The following is a 17058-nucleotide window of genomic DNA, read 5'->3' as shown; positions in this document are numbered from 1 at the left end:
CTTTACGACGAAGAAAGCGATTCGATTGTCGACCTTGTATTTGTTGTAACGCCGACCCGCACAAGGTTCCAAATCTACACAGAAAATGTGATAGCCAAGGCCAAGCGCATCTCTATGGGAACGTATGAGATGGCACTAAATCGGTATCCAACTATTCCAGAAGGACCATTTGATTAGGAAAGTTCTTGGATCAAAAATGGCAGCCCCTGCGGACTGCCAAAATCAGTAACTAATTCGCCCCTAATTGGGGAACAACACGAGAACGACCTTTTAATATTTGAGCTGTCCACTTGACGGGGCACCGCCCCGGTTAGCCTGCCGCTCGTGTTTTTGTGTACCGGTTAATTTTCAGTTTCGTTATCCTCGATCTCATCGGAGGGCGCCGGTTTATGCCGCCGGCTTAGTTTCAACATTGAGTAGGAGATCTTCCCCAGAATCAACGGGATGTGCTCAGTCACGACGTCTGCGTACTCTAACCCGAACCAGCTCGCCGGGGTCACAGTGATTCGCTGAATCGCTAGACGTGCTTGGATGATCATCCGCTCCCAGTTCGGGATCTGGGTTTCCGGCGACATCTCTTCCTGGATCAAAACGAAGGAGAAGTCACCCACGTTTCGATCCGGGATCGTCGTGTAGCGTTGCGGCTGGCGGGGCAGTTCTCCCCGGGCCATCATCTCATTGATGATTTGCCGCAGGAAGACGTTGACCCGTTGGGACATGCGGAAGCCTAAATACAGCTGCACGTTGACCATGAAGTCGGTCCCATACGTATCGGTCGTATATTCCGTGGTGTACGGTTCGTCGGTGACGTTCACCGTCACAAACCAGTAAACTTGCGCCCGTTTGGGCCGTTTATCCAGGATTGAGTAAAGAATATCCTTATTGACTCGATTGCCATCCTGCACCTTGGTCATGTACACCAGATTGGTGGTGAAGGAGGGGAAATTGTTGTCGTCCCGCAGGCTGGCCAATTGGTTCTTATAGGCCAAAAGCGAAACGGTGTCTGACCGGAACGTATCCTGGTTCTTGATCTGATCGCCCCAGTACCAGATGAACATGATCGCCAGGAGAATGGCCGCGATCAGTGCGGTTACATACCCGCCATGGGCGAACTTCACAGCGCTGGAGATGAAGAAAATCACTTCGATACTGCCAAAGAATAAAAGCATCAATCCGGCCAGCCCCGCGTTGACCTTCCGGCTGCGCAGCCAAGTGAAAAGCAGGATCGTGGTCATTAGCATGGTGATCGTGATTGCTAGACCATAAGCCGCTTCCATGTGAGCCGATGTTTGGAAGTAGAAGACGATGGCAATACACACCGCCCACAGAGCCCAGTTGACGACTGGGATGTACAGCTGCCCCTTTTGGTTGGTCGGGTACGTGATATTCAACCGGGGCATGATCTTCAGCTTAATGGCTTCTGATACCAGCGTGTAACTACCGGAAATTAATGCCTGGGAGGCGATGATTGCGGCCATTGTGGCAATGAGAATGCCGAAGAGCCGCAGGGAATCCGGCATCATTTCAAAGAAAGGATTGAAGTCCGCCATTTTCTGGAAGACCTCCGAATGGTTGTGCTGATCGATCCAGACGGCCTGCCCCATGTAGTTCAAGACCAAGCAGAGATTGACGTAAGGCCAGGAGCCGTACACATTGCGCCGGCCGACATGGCCCATATCAGAGTACAAAGCTTCCGCCCCAGTGGTCGCCAGGAAGATACTGCCCAGGATGAAGATCCCGTTTTTGTTTTCTGGCGACACCAGCAGGTGAATCGCGTAGTAGGGATTTAAGGCCCGCAGAATGCTCAGGTCCTGCAAGGTGGCCAGCAGCCCCAGAACACCAATAAAGGTAAACCAGACGAACATGATCGGCCCGAAGGCTTTCCCAATCATCTGCGTCCCGAAACGTTGAATAATGAACAGGACAGACAAGATGATGATCGTAGTCAAAATGACTTGCCGCTGGTTGGAAATCCAGACCGTCGGACCGACGGCGATACCTTTGAGCCCTTCAATCGCGGTGGTCACGGTCACTGCTGGCGTCAGCATCCCATCGGCCAGCAGGGTGGCGCCGCCAACCATCGCCGGAATGATCAGCCACTTGGCCCGCCGGCGGACCAGCGTGTAGAGGGCGAAGATCCCGCCTTCACCATTGTTATCTGCACGCAAAGCAATGAGCACGTACTTCACGGTGGTGATCAAAAACAGGGTCCAGAAGACCAGCGACACACTGCCCACCACGAAGTCATCGGAGACATGCATGATGCCCCCGTTGCCTTCGATGATGGACTTCATGACATACAGCGGGGACGTCCCAATATCGCCGTAGACGACCCCTAAGGTGACCAGAAGCCCAGCCACGGATAGTCGGGTCAGGGACTTCTTATCTTTGACGCCGGCCAATTGTTTATTCACGATTGCACACCCCAATACTTTTTAAAGTTTCATTGAAGTCATTCTAACATAGCCAGCCAGTGGACAACAGTATTGAAAAAGGCGTCCTGCCGTGGCAGGACGCCTTATTACAGGATCAAATTAAAGAGCCAACGCACCCATCGGATCCCACGGTGCGAGAACCTTAGGCTGGTCAAACTCGGACTCGAAGGCTTGCTTCAGGTCAGCTGGCAGGAACTTCTTGTTGATGACAACTTGGTAAACAAATTGATCAAACCACTTGTCGCTCATCACGAAGTAGCCCTTTGTCCCAACCTTGTCGCCCCAAGAGTTTTCAACCTTCCACTTGGTCGGCTTGCCGTCCACCAGATCAACCCCGGTGAGGACCATGGCGTGGGTCATCAAGGACTCGCCGTAATCCAGGCGTTCCGCCTTGGTCATGGTCAGATCAACGTCGAAGAGGTCATCGACATGATAGAAGTCGGTGTCCATGATCCCCTTTTGCCGTTCAGAACTCTTGCCGACATCGGAACCGAACCAGACGGTCTCGCCGGCTTGCAATTGCTTGACGGCTAATTGCTTGAAGGTGTCGATGTCCAAGTTCAAGTGGCGTACTTGCCGGCCGCCCACGACGTTGCCCAGGAACTCAACGGTGTAGACGTGCTTGTACGGCTTATCGTCCGTCGGGGAGTTGATGATCGAAATGTAATCCGGCGTATTCCAACCGACATATTTGCGGAAGAAAGTTTGCGGGGTCAAATCGCGATCCCGGGTATAGTCCCCATCGTCGTTCTTGTATTCCCAGTCAAACTTTGTCGGCGGGTTGCCCAGGCTATAGACCAGAATGCGGTAAACTTCGGATAACATCTTGTCCTTAGCTTCACCAATCTGGGTATCATCGGCACCTTCCTTAACCAGCGTGCGCAGTTTAACAGCATCAGCCCGCAGCTTCAGGTTCAAGGTAGCGTTCAGCTCGTTAGACTTGGAGGAGTTGTATGTTTCAGGCATAACGCTTTGAGGTACGACGCCGTACTTCTCGATCAAGGCCATCAGCATATCCCATTGGCCGCCATCTTGTTGCGGCGTCGCCAACAGGAAGTCAACTTTCCGATCGCCCAAGGGCAGACCAGCGGTGTCAATAATGTTTTCGTAGAACCAGTTAGACTTTTCGAACTTATCCCAGAAGTTAGTGTAGTTTTGGGATAATTCGAAGCCCTTCAGTTTGTATTGGGCTTGAATCGGGTGACGCATTGTGTTCAAAGCCGCGAACATCCAGCAGCGGCCGGATTGTTTCTGGTTGGCAACAGAGCCGGTGTCGATTTCAACGGAGAAAACCGGATCCATTGCGACCTGGCTGGCCATATTTTCACTGGACGCCAGGATGCCGTTCTTCATGACGGTGTTTTGCAAAGCACTGGACTTCGGTGTCTTTGCGGTCGTTTCTTTGTACCCAGCGATGTCCTGGGCAGTAATTTCTTTTGCCAAAAAGGTGACCTCCTATAAACAAATATCGAATGTTCGCTGATGGGTTTCTCAGTTAATGAAGAAACCCGTCACGCTTGTTTCCATCTTACCCTGAAAGACAGGGCAGTACAACGGGTTAATCTAAGGCATCCCAGGCGGGTAATACATGCGCCTCGCCGTGCCACGCTTCGGCCTCGGCGGCGGTCATATATTTAGTGGGAATAACTGCCTCGTAGACGTAAGCATCGAACCAAGCGTCATCCATGGTAAAATAGCCTTTGTGCCCGTTCTTATCGCCCCATGAATTTTCCACTTTCCACTTAGTCGGCTGACCACCAACGAGGTCAACGCCGGTCAGGGTCATGGCATGGGACACCATGCCTTGACCGGTATCCAGCCGCAGCGCCTTATCCCGGTTGACCTGAATGCCGAACAAGTTGTCCGTATCATACAGGTTGCCGTAAAGGGTGCCGGCGACGCGATCCATGTTCTCTGTCACGTCGCAGCCGAACCAAATTGGGGTATTGTCCTGGAGCAGCTGGACGCAGAGGGCCTTCAAGCGGTCCGGTGCCACGTTCAACAGGCGCATCGGCGTCCCACCGACTACGTTGCCCTGGGTATCCACGGTATACAACGTGTTGTAGCTTTTGTCGCTTTGGGGATCGCTGGCAAAGCAGACGTAATCGCCCAAAGCCTGCTTGAATTCGTTTTTTAAGAATTCTTGCGGTGTGGTATGAATCGTGTGAAATTCCTGCTTGTCGTCCCGATATTGATATGTGAACTCTTTCGGCGGTTCACCGAAGGCGTAAGCGGTGATCCGGTAAACCTCAGCAAGAAATTCCTGCTTTTTTGCGTCCACGGCCGCAGCCTCGGCGTTCTCATGAATCATTTGGCGCAGGGCAATCGCGTCTTTACGCAGTTTGGTGTTCAAGACATTGGAATACTGTGTCGTTGCTTCGGAGCTGGTCGTTTCCGGCATGACGCTCTTGGGTACGACCCCGTATTTCTGGGTCAAAGCCACGGCATAAGACCATTGACCGCCATCATCGTCTGGTGCGGCCAAAAGCTTAGCGACTTTTCGGTCGGTCTTCGGCAGATCCGCGCTGGCAATGATTTGCTCATAGAACCAGTTGGCCTTTTCTAATCGATCGTAGAATGAGTCATAGTTCTGGGACAGTTCAAAGTCCTTGACCTGATGGGTCTTGGCGAACTCGTGGCGCAGCATGTTCAAAGCGGCGAATAGCCAGCAGCGGCCGGAATGTTTCTGGTTGCTGACGGCACCGGTATCCACTTCGACGGAAAAGGTGGGATCCAGGGCCAGCGTACTGGTATGATTATAGCTGGCAGCATAGATGCCATTTTTCTGCACCGCGCCGGCTAGGACGGCCGCCGCGGGCTGTGCCTGAGTTTCTTGGGCATAAGCAGCAATTTGCGCGGCGGTAATTACTTTCGACATTTAATCAGCTCCTCACACTAATAGAATTAGCTTAGTACAAACGAACAGGCGGTGCAAGATACCGCTGGCAGAAAGAAGGATGAGCGTGGCAACTTTAGGGGATGTAGCCGCAAAAGCTCACGTGTCAAAAATGACCGTGTCCCGAGTGATCAATCACCCGGAAAAGGTAACCAAAGAGTTGCGGGATCTGGTTTACGCAGCGATGAGCGAATTGAATTATCAACCGAACTTCGCGGCTAAGGCGCTGGCCAATAATCGGACCCAGATCGTGAAACTCTTTATCTTAGAAAGAATGGACACCGTGGAACCGTACTATATGAATTTACTGGCGGGTTTAGCGGATGCTTTAGATGAAAAAAATTACGCGCTGCAATTGATGACAAAAAATAGTTTGGATGTCGGCACCTGTGACGGTTACGTTGTCACCGGCATGCGCAACAAGGATTACGGCTGGTTGGAAACTGTGGAGAAGCCCATCGTGCTATATGGGGAAAATCAAATGGGCTTAGATTATGTGGACACCGACAACATCTTGGGGACGCGCACCAGTACGAATTATGCATTTGCCTGCGGTTACACCACTGTGGTTTTCGTGGGCATCAATTTGCCTGATTCATTCGCCGAGTCTCGAGAAAAAGGGTATACTCTGGCGATGGCGGCCCATCATGCGCCGCCGAAAGTTTTTCAGATGGACAACCGCTCGCATATTTCAGACCAGGTGATCACTAAACACTTTGCCGAGTTTCCCCAAAACACTTGCTTTGTCTGCGCTTCTGATCGATTGGCGATTGGTGTGGAGCGGGCCGTCCAGCACCAGGGCGGGCAGATTCCGGACGATTATGGGGTGATCGGTTTTGATGGCGTTTTTTTAGATCGCATCGGCTCACCGCAGCTCACCACGATTCGCCAGCCAGTTCAAAAGATGGGGTACGAAACCGGCCGGATGGTGCTCCATAAAATAGAAGAAAACGGTGCCCCCCAGGGCCATGAGGTATTTGTCCCAACCTTAGTGCCCCGGGGTACGACTCGGCCGCCCCAGGAAGGGCAGCCGAAGTAGGCCGCAGCAGATTGAGACTTGGAGAAAGCGCCAAGTCTTTTTTTGTACCGTTGTCTTGTGTTACCGATAACATGTCCAGATACAATTGCCTTTGCATACGCTTTCGTTTAAGGTGAATGCAGTTAGTTGAGAGAGGAGCAAAAAGCTAATGGCAGCATGGTACGATAACGCGATCGTCTATCAAGTGTATCCAAAGAGTTTCAAGGACAGCAACGGCGATGGGATTGGTGATTTAGCGGGGATCACTCAGAAACTAGATTATTTCACCCAACTGGGTGTCAATACGCTTTGGTTGAATCCAATTTTTCAATCCCCCCAAGTCGATAACGGCTACGACGTGTCTGATTTTTATGCCATTGATCCGCAACTGGGGACGCTGGCGGATTTCAAAGCTTTGGTTGCCGCCGCCCACGCCCGCGGGTTGCGGATCGTGCTGGACATGGTCTTGAACCATACATCTGACCAGCACCCTTGGTTTCAAGGCGCATTGCAAGGTCCGGACAACCCCTATTACGATTACTACATCTGGGCGGATGGGCATGACGGTCAGAAACCCAACAATTGGGGTTCCTTTTTTGGCGGCAGTGTCTGGACACAGCACCCCACTGTCGCTGATCGCTATTATTTCCACTTATTTGAACGGCGGATGCCGGATCTGAATTGGCGCAATCCCCAGGTGCGGGCGGAAATGATTAAAGTAGCCAAATACTGGGCTGATCTGGGTATCGACGGCTTGCGCCTGGACGCTTTTATCCATTTGGCCAAAGCCGATCTGCATCAGAATTATCCCACTGACGGAGCGGCACCAGTGGTGGCAGAAGGCATGTTTGCCAATTTGCCGGCGGTGCAGCCCTACTTAGGGGAATTTGTTGCTGGGGTCAAAGCCGACCATCCCGACCTCTTCATTCTGGGGGAGGCAGCCAGCGCTACGGTGAATCTGGCGGCAGATTATACTCGGCCGAATGCCAACATGGCGGATGCGGTGATCTCGTTCCGCTATTTCCCCACGAAACCGCGGTCGAAAAGGGATAAAGTGCCCATGGATTATCAGCCCCAGAGCTTAGATTGGCTGAGTTTTAAGCAAGTGATGACTGATTGGCAGCAAACCTTGCTGCCGCCGCGGCGCCTAACACTGTATTGGGGCAACCACGACATGGCCCGGCTGGCAACCCGGGTGGGCAGCCATCGCTATCCCCAGCGGTCGGCCAAATCGCTGGCCACCTTGATGTACTTACAGCGCGGGCTGCCAGTGCTGTATTACGGCGATGAACTGGGGTTGAGCAACGGCACGCTGGCCAGCTTGGCCGCGTTCGGCGACCCCACGGTAACGGCGTTTGCCGATGCGGCCAAGGCGGCGGGCTGGTCAGCGGGACGGATTTTAGAAAACGTCAATGCCACGCACAAATTGACGGCACGGGCCCCCTTGCCCTGGTCCGACGGGGTGGGGCATGGCTTTTCTACCGTTGCCCCGTGGCTGGCAGTGAATCAAAACGGTACGCCAGTCAGTCAGCAGATGGTGGATCCGGACAGCGTCTGGCATCACTATCAGCAGCTCTTTGCCTTGAAGCAGCAACCGCTGTTCACCAGCGGCGCTTGGCAATTGCAGAACTGGGCGCCGTGGCTGTTCGCCTATACCCGCACCCTGGCCAATGAGACGGCATTGGTGCTGGTCAACACCACGGATACCAAACATACGGTGACCCTGCCCAGTGCTTGGGCCGGTGAGCCCAAACAGCAATTGACTGTTGGGACCGTTCAGCAGGCGGCCGATCAGCTGACACTGAGTCCCTGGAGCAGCACAATTTTGACGATCAAGCAGAAGGAGAACTAACTAATTATGGAAAAAGCAGCAATTTATCATCGCCCCGAGAGCGAATACGCCAGCCTGTATACCCCTGACGAACTGCGCCTGCGCCTGCGCACCAGGCGCGGTGACATCGCAGCAGTAGATTGCATCTGGGGGGATCCCTATGACCAGGTAGAACGAGACGGTGACTATGCGTGGTCCTACGACCGCACCCCGATGCGCATCATTGCCCAAACGGACGTATACGATTATTGGGGCGTCACCGTCAGCAGTGCCACTAAACGAGTGCAATACGGGTTTGAATTGACTGATGCCGCGAAAGAGCCGACCACGATCGGTTACGGCGATCGGGGTTTCTTCCCCGCCACCCCGGTGGGCATCAAACATGCGGCGATGTTCCGCCTGCCGTATTTCCACGACATTGACCGGATCAAAGTGCCGGAATGGGTCACCCACACCGTGTGGTATCAGATCTTCCCGGAACGCTTTGCCAACGGCAATCCCGGCAATGACCCGGCGGGGACGCTGCCTTGGGCCAGCAAGGAGCACCCAGGCCGTACGGACTACTATGGCGGCGACTTGCAGGGCGTCATCGATCACCTGGATTACTTAAAAGACCTGGGTATCAACGGCATTTATTTCTGCCCGATCTTCCGGGCCCACTCGAACCATAAGTACGACACGATCGATTATTTAGAAATTGATCCGGACTTTGGCGATAAAAATTTGTTCCGCGAGCTGGTCGATGAAGCCCACAAGCGGGGGATCAAAGTTATGCTGGATGCGGTGTTTAACCATATTGGCGACCAGTCTTACCAGTGGCAGGATGTCCTGTCCAAGGGTAAAAAATCCCACTTCGCCAATTGGTTCCACGTTCATTCCTTCCCGGCCCGCTATGAAGCGACCGGCGATTTTGAAGAAGCCAAAAACATTACCTATGATACATTTGCCAATACGCCCCACATGCCGAAGCTGAACACCGCCAACCCAGAAGTGCAGGAGTATCTGCTCACCGTGGCCAATTACTGGATCGAAAACTTCGATATTGATGCTTGGCGGTTGGATGTGGCCAACGAAGTGGATCATCATTTCTGGCGGAAATTTGCCGAGGTCTGCCACGCTGCTAAGCCGGACTTCTACATTCTTGGGGAGGTCTGGCATTCATCCCAGCCGTGGCTCCAGGGCGATCAATTTTCTGCTGTCATGAATTACGCGTACACCGCCCTGATCGAAGACGGGGTGGTAAAAAAAGATATTACGCCGACGACGATGGCCGACCTGTTGAATCAGCAGCAGATGCGTTACGCTGATCAGACCAGTGAAGTGATGTTCAATGTCTTGGATTCCCACGACACACCGCGGCTGCTCACTGTCTGCAAGGATGATGCTGATTTGATGCGGCAAACCGAAGCGTTTACCTATTTGCAAAAGGGGTCGCCCTGTGTTTACTACGGCGATGAAGTTGGGATTGACGGACATGATGATCCGGACTGCCGCAAGTGCATGGTCTGGGATCCCAAGAAGCAGGATCAAGAGATGCTGCACTTTTTCCAAAAGCTGATTGCCCTGCGTCAGAAATACGCGGACGTGATCAGCAAGGGGGACACTGACTGGCGGACAGTAGACGATATCACCGGTTTAGTGCACCTGGTACGCAAATACCATGGCACCCATGTCCACGGAGTGTTTAATTTGGGCGAGAAACCGGTCGCATTGAGACACACGCATAAGGATGAAATTGCGCTGAAGCAAGGGCTGGCCGACAAGCAATTAGCCCCCAACGGTTTCCTGATTTATGTGGAAAAATAAGTAACTAATATGTTAGCACTCGATTCAACCTTGATTGGCTGAGTCGGGTGCTTTTGTGATATATCTGGCCCGTTACCGCCATGGCGCCGTTCACGGCGTCCTTGAAGTGGGCCATCTTGTTACCGGTATCATTGGTAAACCGCTTGCAAGTGACCCGGCTGCTTGTAATAATAGATTCGTAATCAAGAAATGATTCAGTGTTTCAGAACTTCTGTTTTGCTAACCGCAGTATTGACCCAGTAAATGAAACTGCTTTCCGTACTGCGGCCCGCAAAGCACAAGATATTTTGGGCGACCGGCATTAGCCGGTCCCACAGGAGGAATTATCATGAAGTTATGGAAGAAAGTTGCAGTCGTCGGTACGACATTACTGGCAACCGTTGCTCTGGCTGCGTGTTCCGGTGGTTCCAATTCATCCAATACAGCATCCAACAAATCCAGTGCAGATACAGTGAAGGGCAGTGTCCGTCTTTGGGTTGATACCACTCAGGTACCTTTTTATAAGACAATCGTTAAGAATTTCAACAAGAAGTATCCTGATGTCAAAGTTAAATTGACCCAAAGCCCTAACGGCTCGGCCAATGCCAAGACCGATGTCGGCAAGGATCCGGCCAAGGCCGCTGATGTCTTCGAAGTACCGAATGATCAGTTGGGCCAGTTAGCTGAATCCGGCTACATCAATCCGCTGTCTCCCGATGCTGAGAAGACAGTCAAAGCCAACAACACCGAAGTTTCTGTCACTGGTGTTACTTGGAAAGATAAAATGTATGCCTTCCCGTTCGCTGAACAAGCGCAGACAATTTATTACAACAAGTCCAAGTTAACTGCTGAAGATGTAAAGTCTTGGGATACACTGACTTCTAAAGGTGTGTTAGCCACCGACTTCTCTAACTCGTACAACTTCTATCCAATCATGTTCTCTGCGGGTACTGAATTGTTCGGTAAGGACGGCGAAACCTTGAAGGGCACCACCGCTAATACTGAACAAGGGGTCAATGCTTTGAAGTGGCTGGCTGCTCAAAAGAATAACAAAGGCGTTATGCAGACGTCTAATGCGTTGAACCAGCTTAAGTCCGGTCATGCCCAGGCCATTATCGATGGCCCGTGGGATGCGGCTAATCTGAGGAAGATCCTGGGTGACAACTTTGCTGTTGCTCCGTATCCGACGGTCAAGATTGGCGGGGAAGAGAAGCAGATGCAAGCATTCCTGGGTATTGAAGCCTTCGCAGTGAACTCTCACACGGATGCTAAGAACCAGAAGGCTGCCGCTGCTTTGGCTGAATTCATTACAAATAAGGAATCACAACTGATTGTCTATGAAGAATCCGGTCAGATTCCGACAGACAAAGCGACTCAGGCCAGTGAAAAAGTAGCTAGCGATCCAGTTGCTAAGGCGGTCATGGTTATGTCTAAGCCTGGTTACTCCACGTTAATGCCGAAAATGCCGCAAATGGCTACCTTTTGGGATGCCGCGACACCGCTGATCAATGGTGCATACACCGGCTCCGTCAAGGAAAGCCAATACACGGCCAAGCTTGATGCGTTTGTCACACGGATTTCTAAAGCCAACTAATTTCGTTCTGAAAAAGGGGTGGGCAAGTGCCTCACCCTTTTTGTTTAAGCGTTATAAAAAGCCGATTGGCCATGATGGACTAAGCGGTGAAAGAAGGGGAAGCCTATGTTTAAGCGTAAAGATAGAAAACCACCGAAAGCGACTTACCGAGAGGTCTGGAGCAAAGGCGGCTGGGCATCGAAGCTCTCGTTTTTCCTCATGGGAATCAGCAGCTTCAAAAATGGTCAGTGGGTCCGCGGGATTGCCTACTTAGGCATTCAAATTGCATTCTTTGGTTGGTTGATTTCTCAAGGGATCTCCGCCCTCAGCATGCTGAGCAATCTTGGGGCGATCAAGACCAAGCAGGTCGTTTTCGACAAGCAGGAAGGCGTTTATATTACTAAACTGCCGGACAATTCAGTTACAATTCTGCTTTTCGGCGTATTAGCTGTCTTGCTTCTGGTGGGAATTATCTTCCTGTATGTCACCAATTTACGGGCAACGAAGAAGCTGTACATCGATAACCGTGATGGTGAGCACATTGAAACGAACATGGAGCAGTTGAAGTCCTTGTTTGATTCACGTTTGCATACCACGTTAATGACGATTCCAATTATTGGGATCTTGGCCTTCACGGTCTTACCAACGTTGTACATGATCTCCATGGCCTTCACCAACTATGATTCGAAACACTCGATCGGATTTTCCTGGACTGGCTTTGCCGCATTCAAGAATGTGTTGAGCGGCGATTTGGCCGGCACTTTCTTCCCGGTCTTAGGCTGGACCTTGATTTGGGCGATCTGTGCCACCGCCACTACCTTCTTCTTTGGAGTGCTGCTGGCGATGCTGATCGAATCTAAGGGGATTAAATTCAAAGGCGTTTGGCGCACGATCTTCGTTATTGTGTATGCCGTGCCGCAATTTGTTTCTTTGCTGTTGATGGCCCAGTTCTTGGATCCTCAGGGCCCGTTGAACAACATTTTGCTGAATTGGGGCTTGATCGCTCATCCCATCAACTTTATCGGGGCATCGGCCAATCCGCTGGTCGCTCGAATTACCGTTATCGTGGTCAACATGTGGATTGGGATTCCTGTCTCGATGCTGGTTTCGACAGCGATTATTCAGAACTTGCCGCAGGATCAGATTGAAGCGGCGCGAATTGATGGGGCTAATGCGTTTCAGGTATTCCGCTCCATCACGTTCCCGCAAATTTTGTTCGTTATGGCGCCATCCTTGATCCAGCAGTTTATCGGTAATATCAACAACTTCAACGTCATCTATCTGTTGACGGGCGGGTATCCGATGAACAACAACTACGTCGGGGCCGGCGATACGGACTTGCTGGTGACCTGGTTATACAACCTGGTCTTCGGGCAAACCCAACGGTACAATGCATCAGCAGTTTTGGGCATTTTGATCTTCATCTTAAGTGCTGTCTTCTCGCTGATTGCTTACCGGCGGACGAATGCATTTAAGGAGGGCTGATCACTATGAAATCATATAAATTACAACGGCGCCTATCCTTGACGTTCCGGTATCTCCTGTTGGTCTTTTTAGCCATCATTTGGCTCGTACCGATCGTTTGGATCATTCTCGCCAGTTTCTCGTATAACGACACCGGCTTTGTGTCGACCTTCTGGCCGGAACAATTCACCATGCAGAACTACATCGGTATTTTGAACAGTCAGCAATTTCCATTCCTGGATTGGATGCGCAACACGTTTATCGTGGCGGTAATCTCCATGGTGCTGTCCACATTCGTCACGATTTCTGTGGCTTATGCGCTGTCTCGTCTGCGCTTCCGGTTCCGTAAGCCATTCTTGCAGATTGCTCTGGTCCTCGGCATGTTCCCGGGCTTCATGTCCATGATTGCTCTGTACTATATCTTGAAGAGCTTCAATATGTTAAATCTGGGCGGCTTGGTCTTGGTCTATGTCGGCGGTGCCGGTCTTGGGTTCTATATCGCCAAGGGGTTCTTCGATACGATCCCCCGGTCCATGGATGAAGCAGCCATCATTGATGGCGCCACTCGCTGGCAGGTCTTTATCCATATTGGCTTACCGATGTCTCGGCCGATGATCGTTTACACGGCGTTGATGGCGTTTATCGGACCGTGGATCGATTTCATCTTCTCCGGTATCATTCTGTCATCTTCCGGGAATGCTCGGACATATACGATTGCCTATGGGCTGTACAACATGCTCCACAGTACCAAGGGATCATCGACCACGTACTTCACCCAGTTTATCGCCGGGTGTGTAATCATCGCGATCCCGATTACAATCCTCTTTGTCATCATGCAGAAGTTCTACGTCAATGGAATCACTGCAGGGGCGGACAAAGGCTAACGAATTACTGCTTCACATCCAGGCTGCCTTTTGGTAAGACAAAGGGTAAAGACTGGATTATGAGGAGGATGTTCCCATGGATTTGCGCAACAGATTTCCGTTCAATTATTGGCTGACAAGTGTTCGGCCCAAGCAGATGTTTATTCACCGTCATGATCTCGGCTGGTTGAAAATGATTCTCACCTGGATCATTCTACTGGCGCCGATGATCATCCCGGTGCCTGTCTATTACGGCCGGCAGACTCAGGTCAATATGGATATTTTGTTGCCGAAAACCACGGAAGCCGTCAAGAAGCAGGCTGTGGATCAGGCTTTGACGACTGCTTTTGCGAATAAAACGACGACTCGACGCGTGCTTTATCAGGATAGTCAAGTTATCGTTGGGCAAAACCTGAGCAAAGTCCAGGCAAAATCGCGACCGGTCAGTATTACGGTGCAGCCCAAGAGCTTTTCACTGCTGGAGGACAAAGCGGCCTTTCAGGTACCGCGGCGAGCCAGTATTCCGTTCCAGTCGGCGAAACAGTACTTTAATCGCCAATGGTATGCGGAGAATAAGAATTTGGTGACCATGTACTTTGTCACTTTGTTCGGGGGCATCGCCTTTGTCACGGCCTTGCTATTGTGGCTCGGCCTTGCCTTCTTCATCTGGCTCACGACCAGTATCCAAAAATACAAAGAGAGCTTAAATCTCGTTTTGAACGCCATGGGCGGCGGTGCCGTGTTGGCCTGCCTCGTGGGGTTTGTGCATTTTGAATTCGGTTCTTTACTGGTGATTTTGTCTTTCTGGACGGTCATCATGATCAGTATTATGTTTTGGCAAACCCGTCTGAATGACGGTTATGTTGCCACGGGAAGGATGCAAACGTATGACTAAACGATTATTCGACATCGATCCCTGGCTGATTCGTACCCACAAGTTAGCCACGGACGATATGCGGCTTCAGGAAAGCTTGACCGCCATCGGCAATGGCTACATGGGGTTACGCGGTAACTTCGAGGAGGGTTACTCCGGCGACAGCCTGCGGGGGACGTATTACGGCGGGGTCTGGTTCCCAGACAAGACCCGGGTCGGCTGGTGGAAAATTGGGTACCCTGAGTATTTTGGCAAGGCCATCAATGGTCCTGATTTCATCAGTATGCCGCTGACGATCAACAACGTGCCGATTGATCTGGCGCAGACACCTTATCACGATTTTTACTTGAGCCTGGATATGCACAACGCGGTACTGCACCGTGAGTTCGTGGTGGATCTGCCGGACACTCAAGTCCAGCTGAGTTTTGACCGGTTCATGAGCAACGACGTGAAGCAGGCGGCCGTCATTCGCATGACGGCGACGACCCTCCAGGGCAATGCTGATATCCGCGTGGAATCGCAGTTGAACAGCAATGTCCACAATGAAGACAGTAATTATGAAGAAATGTTCTGGGAAGAGCTGGACCGCCATGCGGACAGCAACGGGACCAGCCATCTGACGGTGATTACCAAACCTAACCCATACGATGTACCCCGTTTCAGTCTGACGCTGAGTATGACCAATGTGCTGGCCAGTCCGGCCCCAGCCACGCGCACAGCCGAGGACAGCAGTCTGCTCGTGCAGGAAGACTTGGCGTGGCATTTAGCCGAAGGGGAGAGCAGTACCCTGACAAAGTATGTCACCGTGGTGACTTCCCGGGATGTGCCCACCGACCAGCAAGTTGCTGCCGGTGAGGAACTGATGCAGCAAGTGGTTAAAAAAGGTTACGATGCGTTGCTGGCTGCTCAAAATAAGATTTGGCAAGAGCGCTGGAACATGGCCGACGTGGTCATTGCCGGTGACGATGTCGCCCAGCAGGGGATTCGGTTCAACCTGGTTCAATTATTCATGACCTATTACGGCGATGATGCCCGGTTGAACATCGGACCCAAGGGCTTCACTGGTGAAAAGTACGGCGGTGCGACGTATTGGGACACGGAAGCGTATATCGTGCCGATGTATCTGTCGGTGACACCGCCTAAGGTCGTGCGTCAACTGCTGGAGTATCGGTACAATCAGCTCTCAGGCGCTTATCACAATGCCCAGCAGCAGGGGCTCAAGGGCGCGTTGTTCCCAATGGTTACTTTCAACGGTATCGAATCTCACAATGAGTGGGAAATCACCTTTGAAGAAATTCACCGTAACGGGGCCATTGCCCATGCCATTGCGCAATACACAGAGTACACCGGGGATCACAGTTATGTGGATGACCACGGCATTGAAGTGCTGGTTGGGATTGCCCGGTTCTGGGCGGATCGGGTGCATTTCTCCAAGCGTCAGGGCAAGTACATGATCCATGGCGTAACGGGACCAAATGAATACGAGAACAACGTCAATAACAATTGGTATACCAACACGATGGCCACCTGGACACTGCGTTACACACTGAAGATGCTGCCGGAGGCTAAGACATCTCAATTGGCCAAGCTGCAAGTGAGCGACGAAGAAAAGGCACATTGGCAGGATATCATCGACCGGATGTATTATCCGGAAGATGAGAAACTGGGAATCTTTGTCCAGAATGATACATTCCTGGATAAGGACGTCCGTCCGGCGAGCAGCATTCCAGCGGATCAGCGGCCGATCAATCAGCACTGGTCCTGGGACCGGATCCTGCGCAGTCCGTTCATTAAGCAGGCGGATGTGTTGCAGGGTATCTACTTCCTGAACGATGAATTTACGATGCAGCAAAAGGAGCGGAACTTTGATTTCTATGAGCCGCTGACGGTTCACGAATCTTCTCTGTCGCCGAGTATCCACGCTATTTTGGCCGCGGAACTGGGCAAGCAGGATAAGGCCGTGGAATTGTATCAGCGGACGGCCCGGCTGGATCTGGACAATTACAACAACGATACCGACGACGGTTTGCATATCACGTCCATGAGCGGCAGCTGGCTGGCTATTGTTCAAGGTTTCGCCGGTATGCGCCAACACGCGGACAAGCTGTCATTCAAGCCTTTCTTACCCAAAAATTGGGAGAAGTACGCCTTCGCCATCAATTATCGGGACCGGATCATTCGGGTCAGCGTGAATGCCGCTGGCTGCACGCTGCAATTGCTGAAGGGTGCGCCGCTGACGGTATGGTTGTATGACAAGCCCACCGAACTATCGGCCACAGTCCATGAGTGATGCGGTACAATAGATAGAAAGCAGTAGTA

11 protein-coding genes are annotated in these 17058 nt (G+C 51.8%); 8 read left to right on the top strand and 3 right to left on the bottom strand.

The window, feature by feature from the left end:
• Positions 1–341 precede the first annotated feature (341 nt).
• From H627_RS0106040 to H627_RS0106030, 3 genes are all read right to left on the bottom strand, one after another.
• Positions 342–2414 (bottom strand): KUP/HAK/KT family potassium transporter, encoded by a 2073-nt coding sequence (locus tag H627_RS0106040; RefSeq protein WP_373880562.1) that lies wholly within the window; start codon positions 2412–2414, stop codon positions 342–344.
• Positions 2415–2534: 120 nt separating this feature from the next.
• Positions 2535–3878, bottom strand: coding sequence for a C1 family peptidase (locus H627_RS0106035; protein ID WP_027828217.1), 1344 nt, complete (start codon positions 3876–3878; stop codon positions 2535–2537).
• Positions 3879–3993: 115 nt separating this feature from the next.
• Entirely contained in the window at positions 3994–5313 is a 1320-nt protein-coding gene (locus tag H627_RS0106030; RefSeq protein ID WP_027828216.1) for a C1 family peptidase, read from the bottom strand.
• A gap of 85 nt (positions 5314–5398) precedes the next feature.
• Between H627_RS0106030 and H627_RS0106025 the strand changes: the two genes are divergently transcribed.
• The 8 genes from H627_RS0106025 to H627_RS0105990 all read left to right on the top strand — a co-directional run bounded on the left by H627_RS0106025 (position 5399) and on the right by H627_RS0105990 (position 17029).
• A complete protein-coding gene (locus H627_RS0106025) occupies positions 5399–6370 on the top strand; it encodes a LacI family DNA-binding transcriptional regulator (protein ID WP_027828215.1) in 972 nt (323 codons plus the stop codon).
• Between the two features lie 148 nt (positions 6371–6518).
• A complete protein-coding gene (locus tag H627_RS0106020) occupies positions 6519–8201 on the top strand; it encodes a glycoside hydrolase family 13 protein (protein ID WP_027828214.1) in 1683 nt (560 codons plus the stop codon).
• Positions 8202–8207: 6 nt separating this feature from the next.
• Positions 8208–9986 (top strand): glycoside hydrolase family 13 protein, encoded by a 1779-nt coding sequence (locus H627_RS0106015; RefSeq protein WP_027828213.1) that lies wholly within the window; start codon positions 8208–8210, stop codon positions 9984–9986.
• Positions 9987–10314: 328 nt separating this feature from the next.
• Entirely contained in the window at positions 10315–11559 is a 1245-nt protein-coding gene (locus tag H627_RS0106010; RefSeq protein WP_027828212.1) for an extracellular solute-binding protein, read from the top strand.
• A gap of 105 nt (positions 11560–11664) precedes the next feature.
• The gene (locus tag H627_RS0106005; protein ID WP_027828211.1) at positions 11665–13023 is read left to right on the top strand and encodes a carbohydrate ABC transporter permease; all 1359 of its coding nucleotides are present in this window, start codon (positions 11665–11667) and stop codon (positions 13021–13023) included.
• A gap of 5 nt (positions 13024–13028) precedes the next feature.
• Positions 13029–13886 carry a sugar ABC transporter permease gene (locus H627_RS0106000; protein WP_027828210.1) on the top strand — a complete coding sequence of 286 codons (858 nt, stop codon included), beginning with the start codon at positions 13029–13031 and terminating at the stop codon, positions 13884–13886.
• A 76-nt stretch (positions 13887–13962) separates the two neighbouring features.
• On the top strand, positions 13963–14760 hold the full coding sequence (locus H627_RS0105995) for a hypothetical protein (protein ID WP_027828209.1): 798 nt from the start codon (positions 13963–13965) through the stop codon (positions 14758–14760).
• Complete coding sequence (locus H627_RS0105990; protein WP_035440062.1) at positions 14753–17029, top strand: glycoside hydrolase family 65 protein; 2277 nt, start codon at positions 14753–14755, stop codon at positions 17027–17029. Before H627_RS0105995 ends, H627_RS0105990 begins: the two co-directional genes overlap by 8 nt.
• Positions 17030–17058 lie beyond the last annotated feature (29 nt).

This window comes from Schleiferilactobacillus harbinensis DSM 16991 (assembly GCF_000425885.1).
GTDB classification, from domain to species: Bacteria; Bacillota; Bacilli; order Lactobacillales; family Lactobacillaceae; genus Schleiferilactobacillus; species Schleiferilactobacillus harbinensis.
The sequence above is the reverse complement of the archived record's forward strand: the minus strand, read 5'-3'. Positions and strand labels throughout refer to the sequence as shown.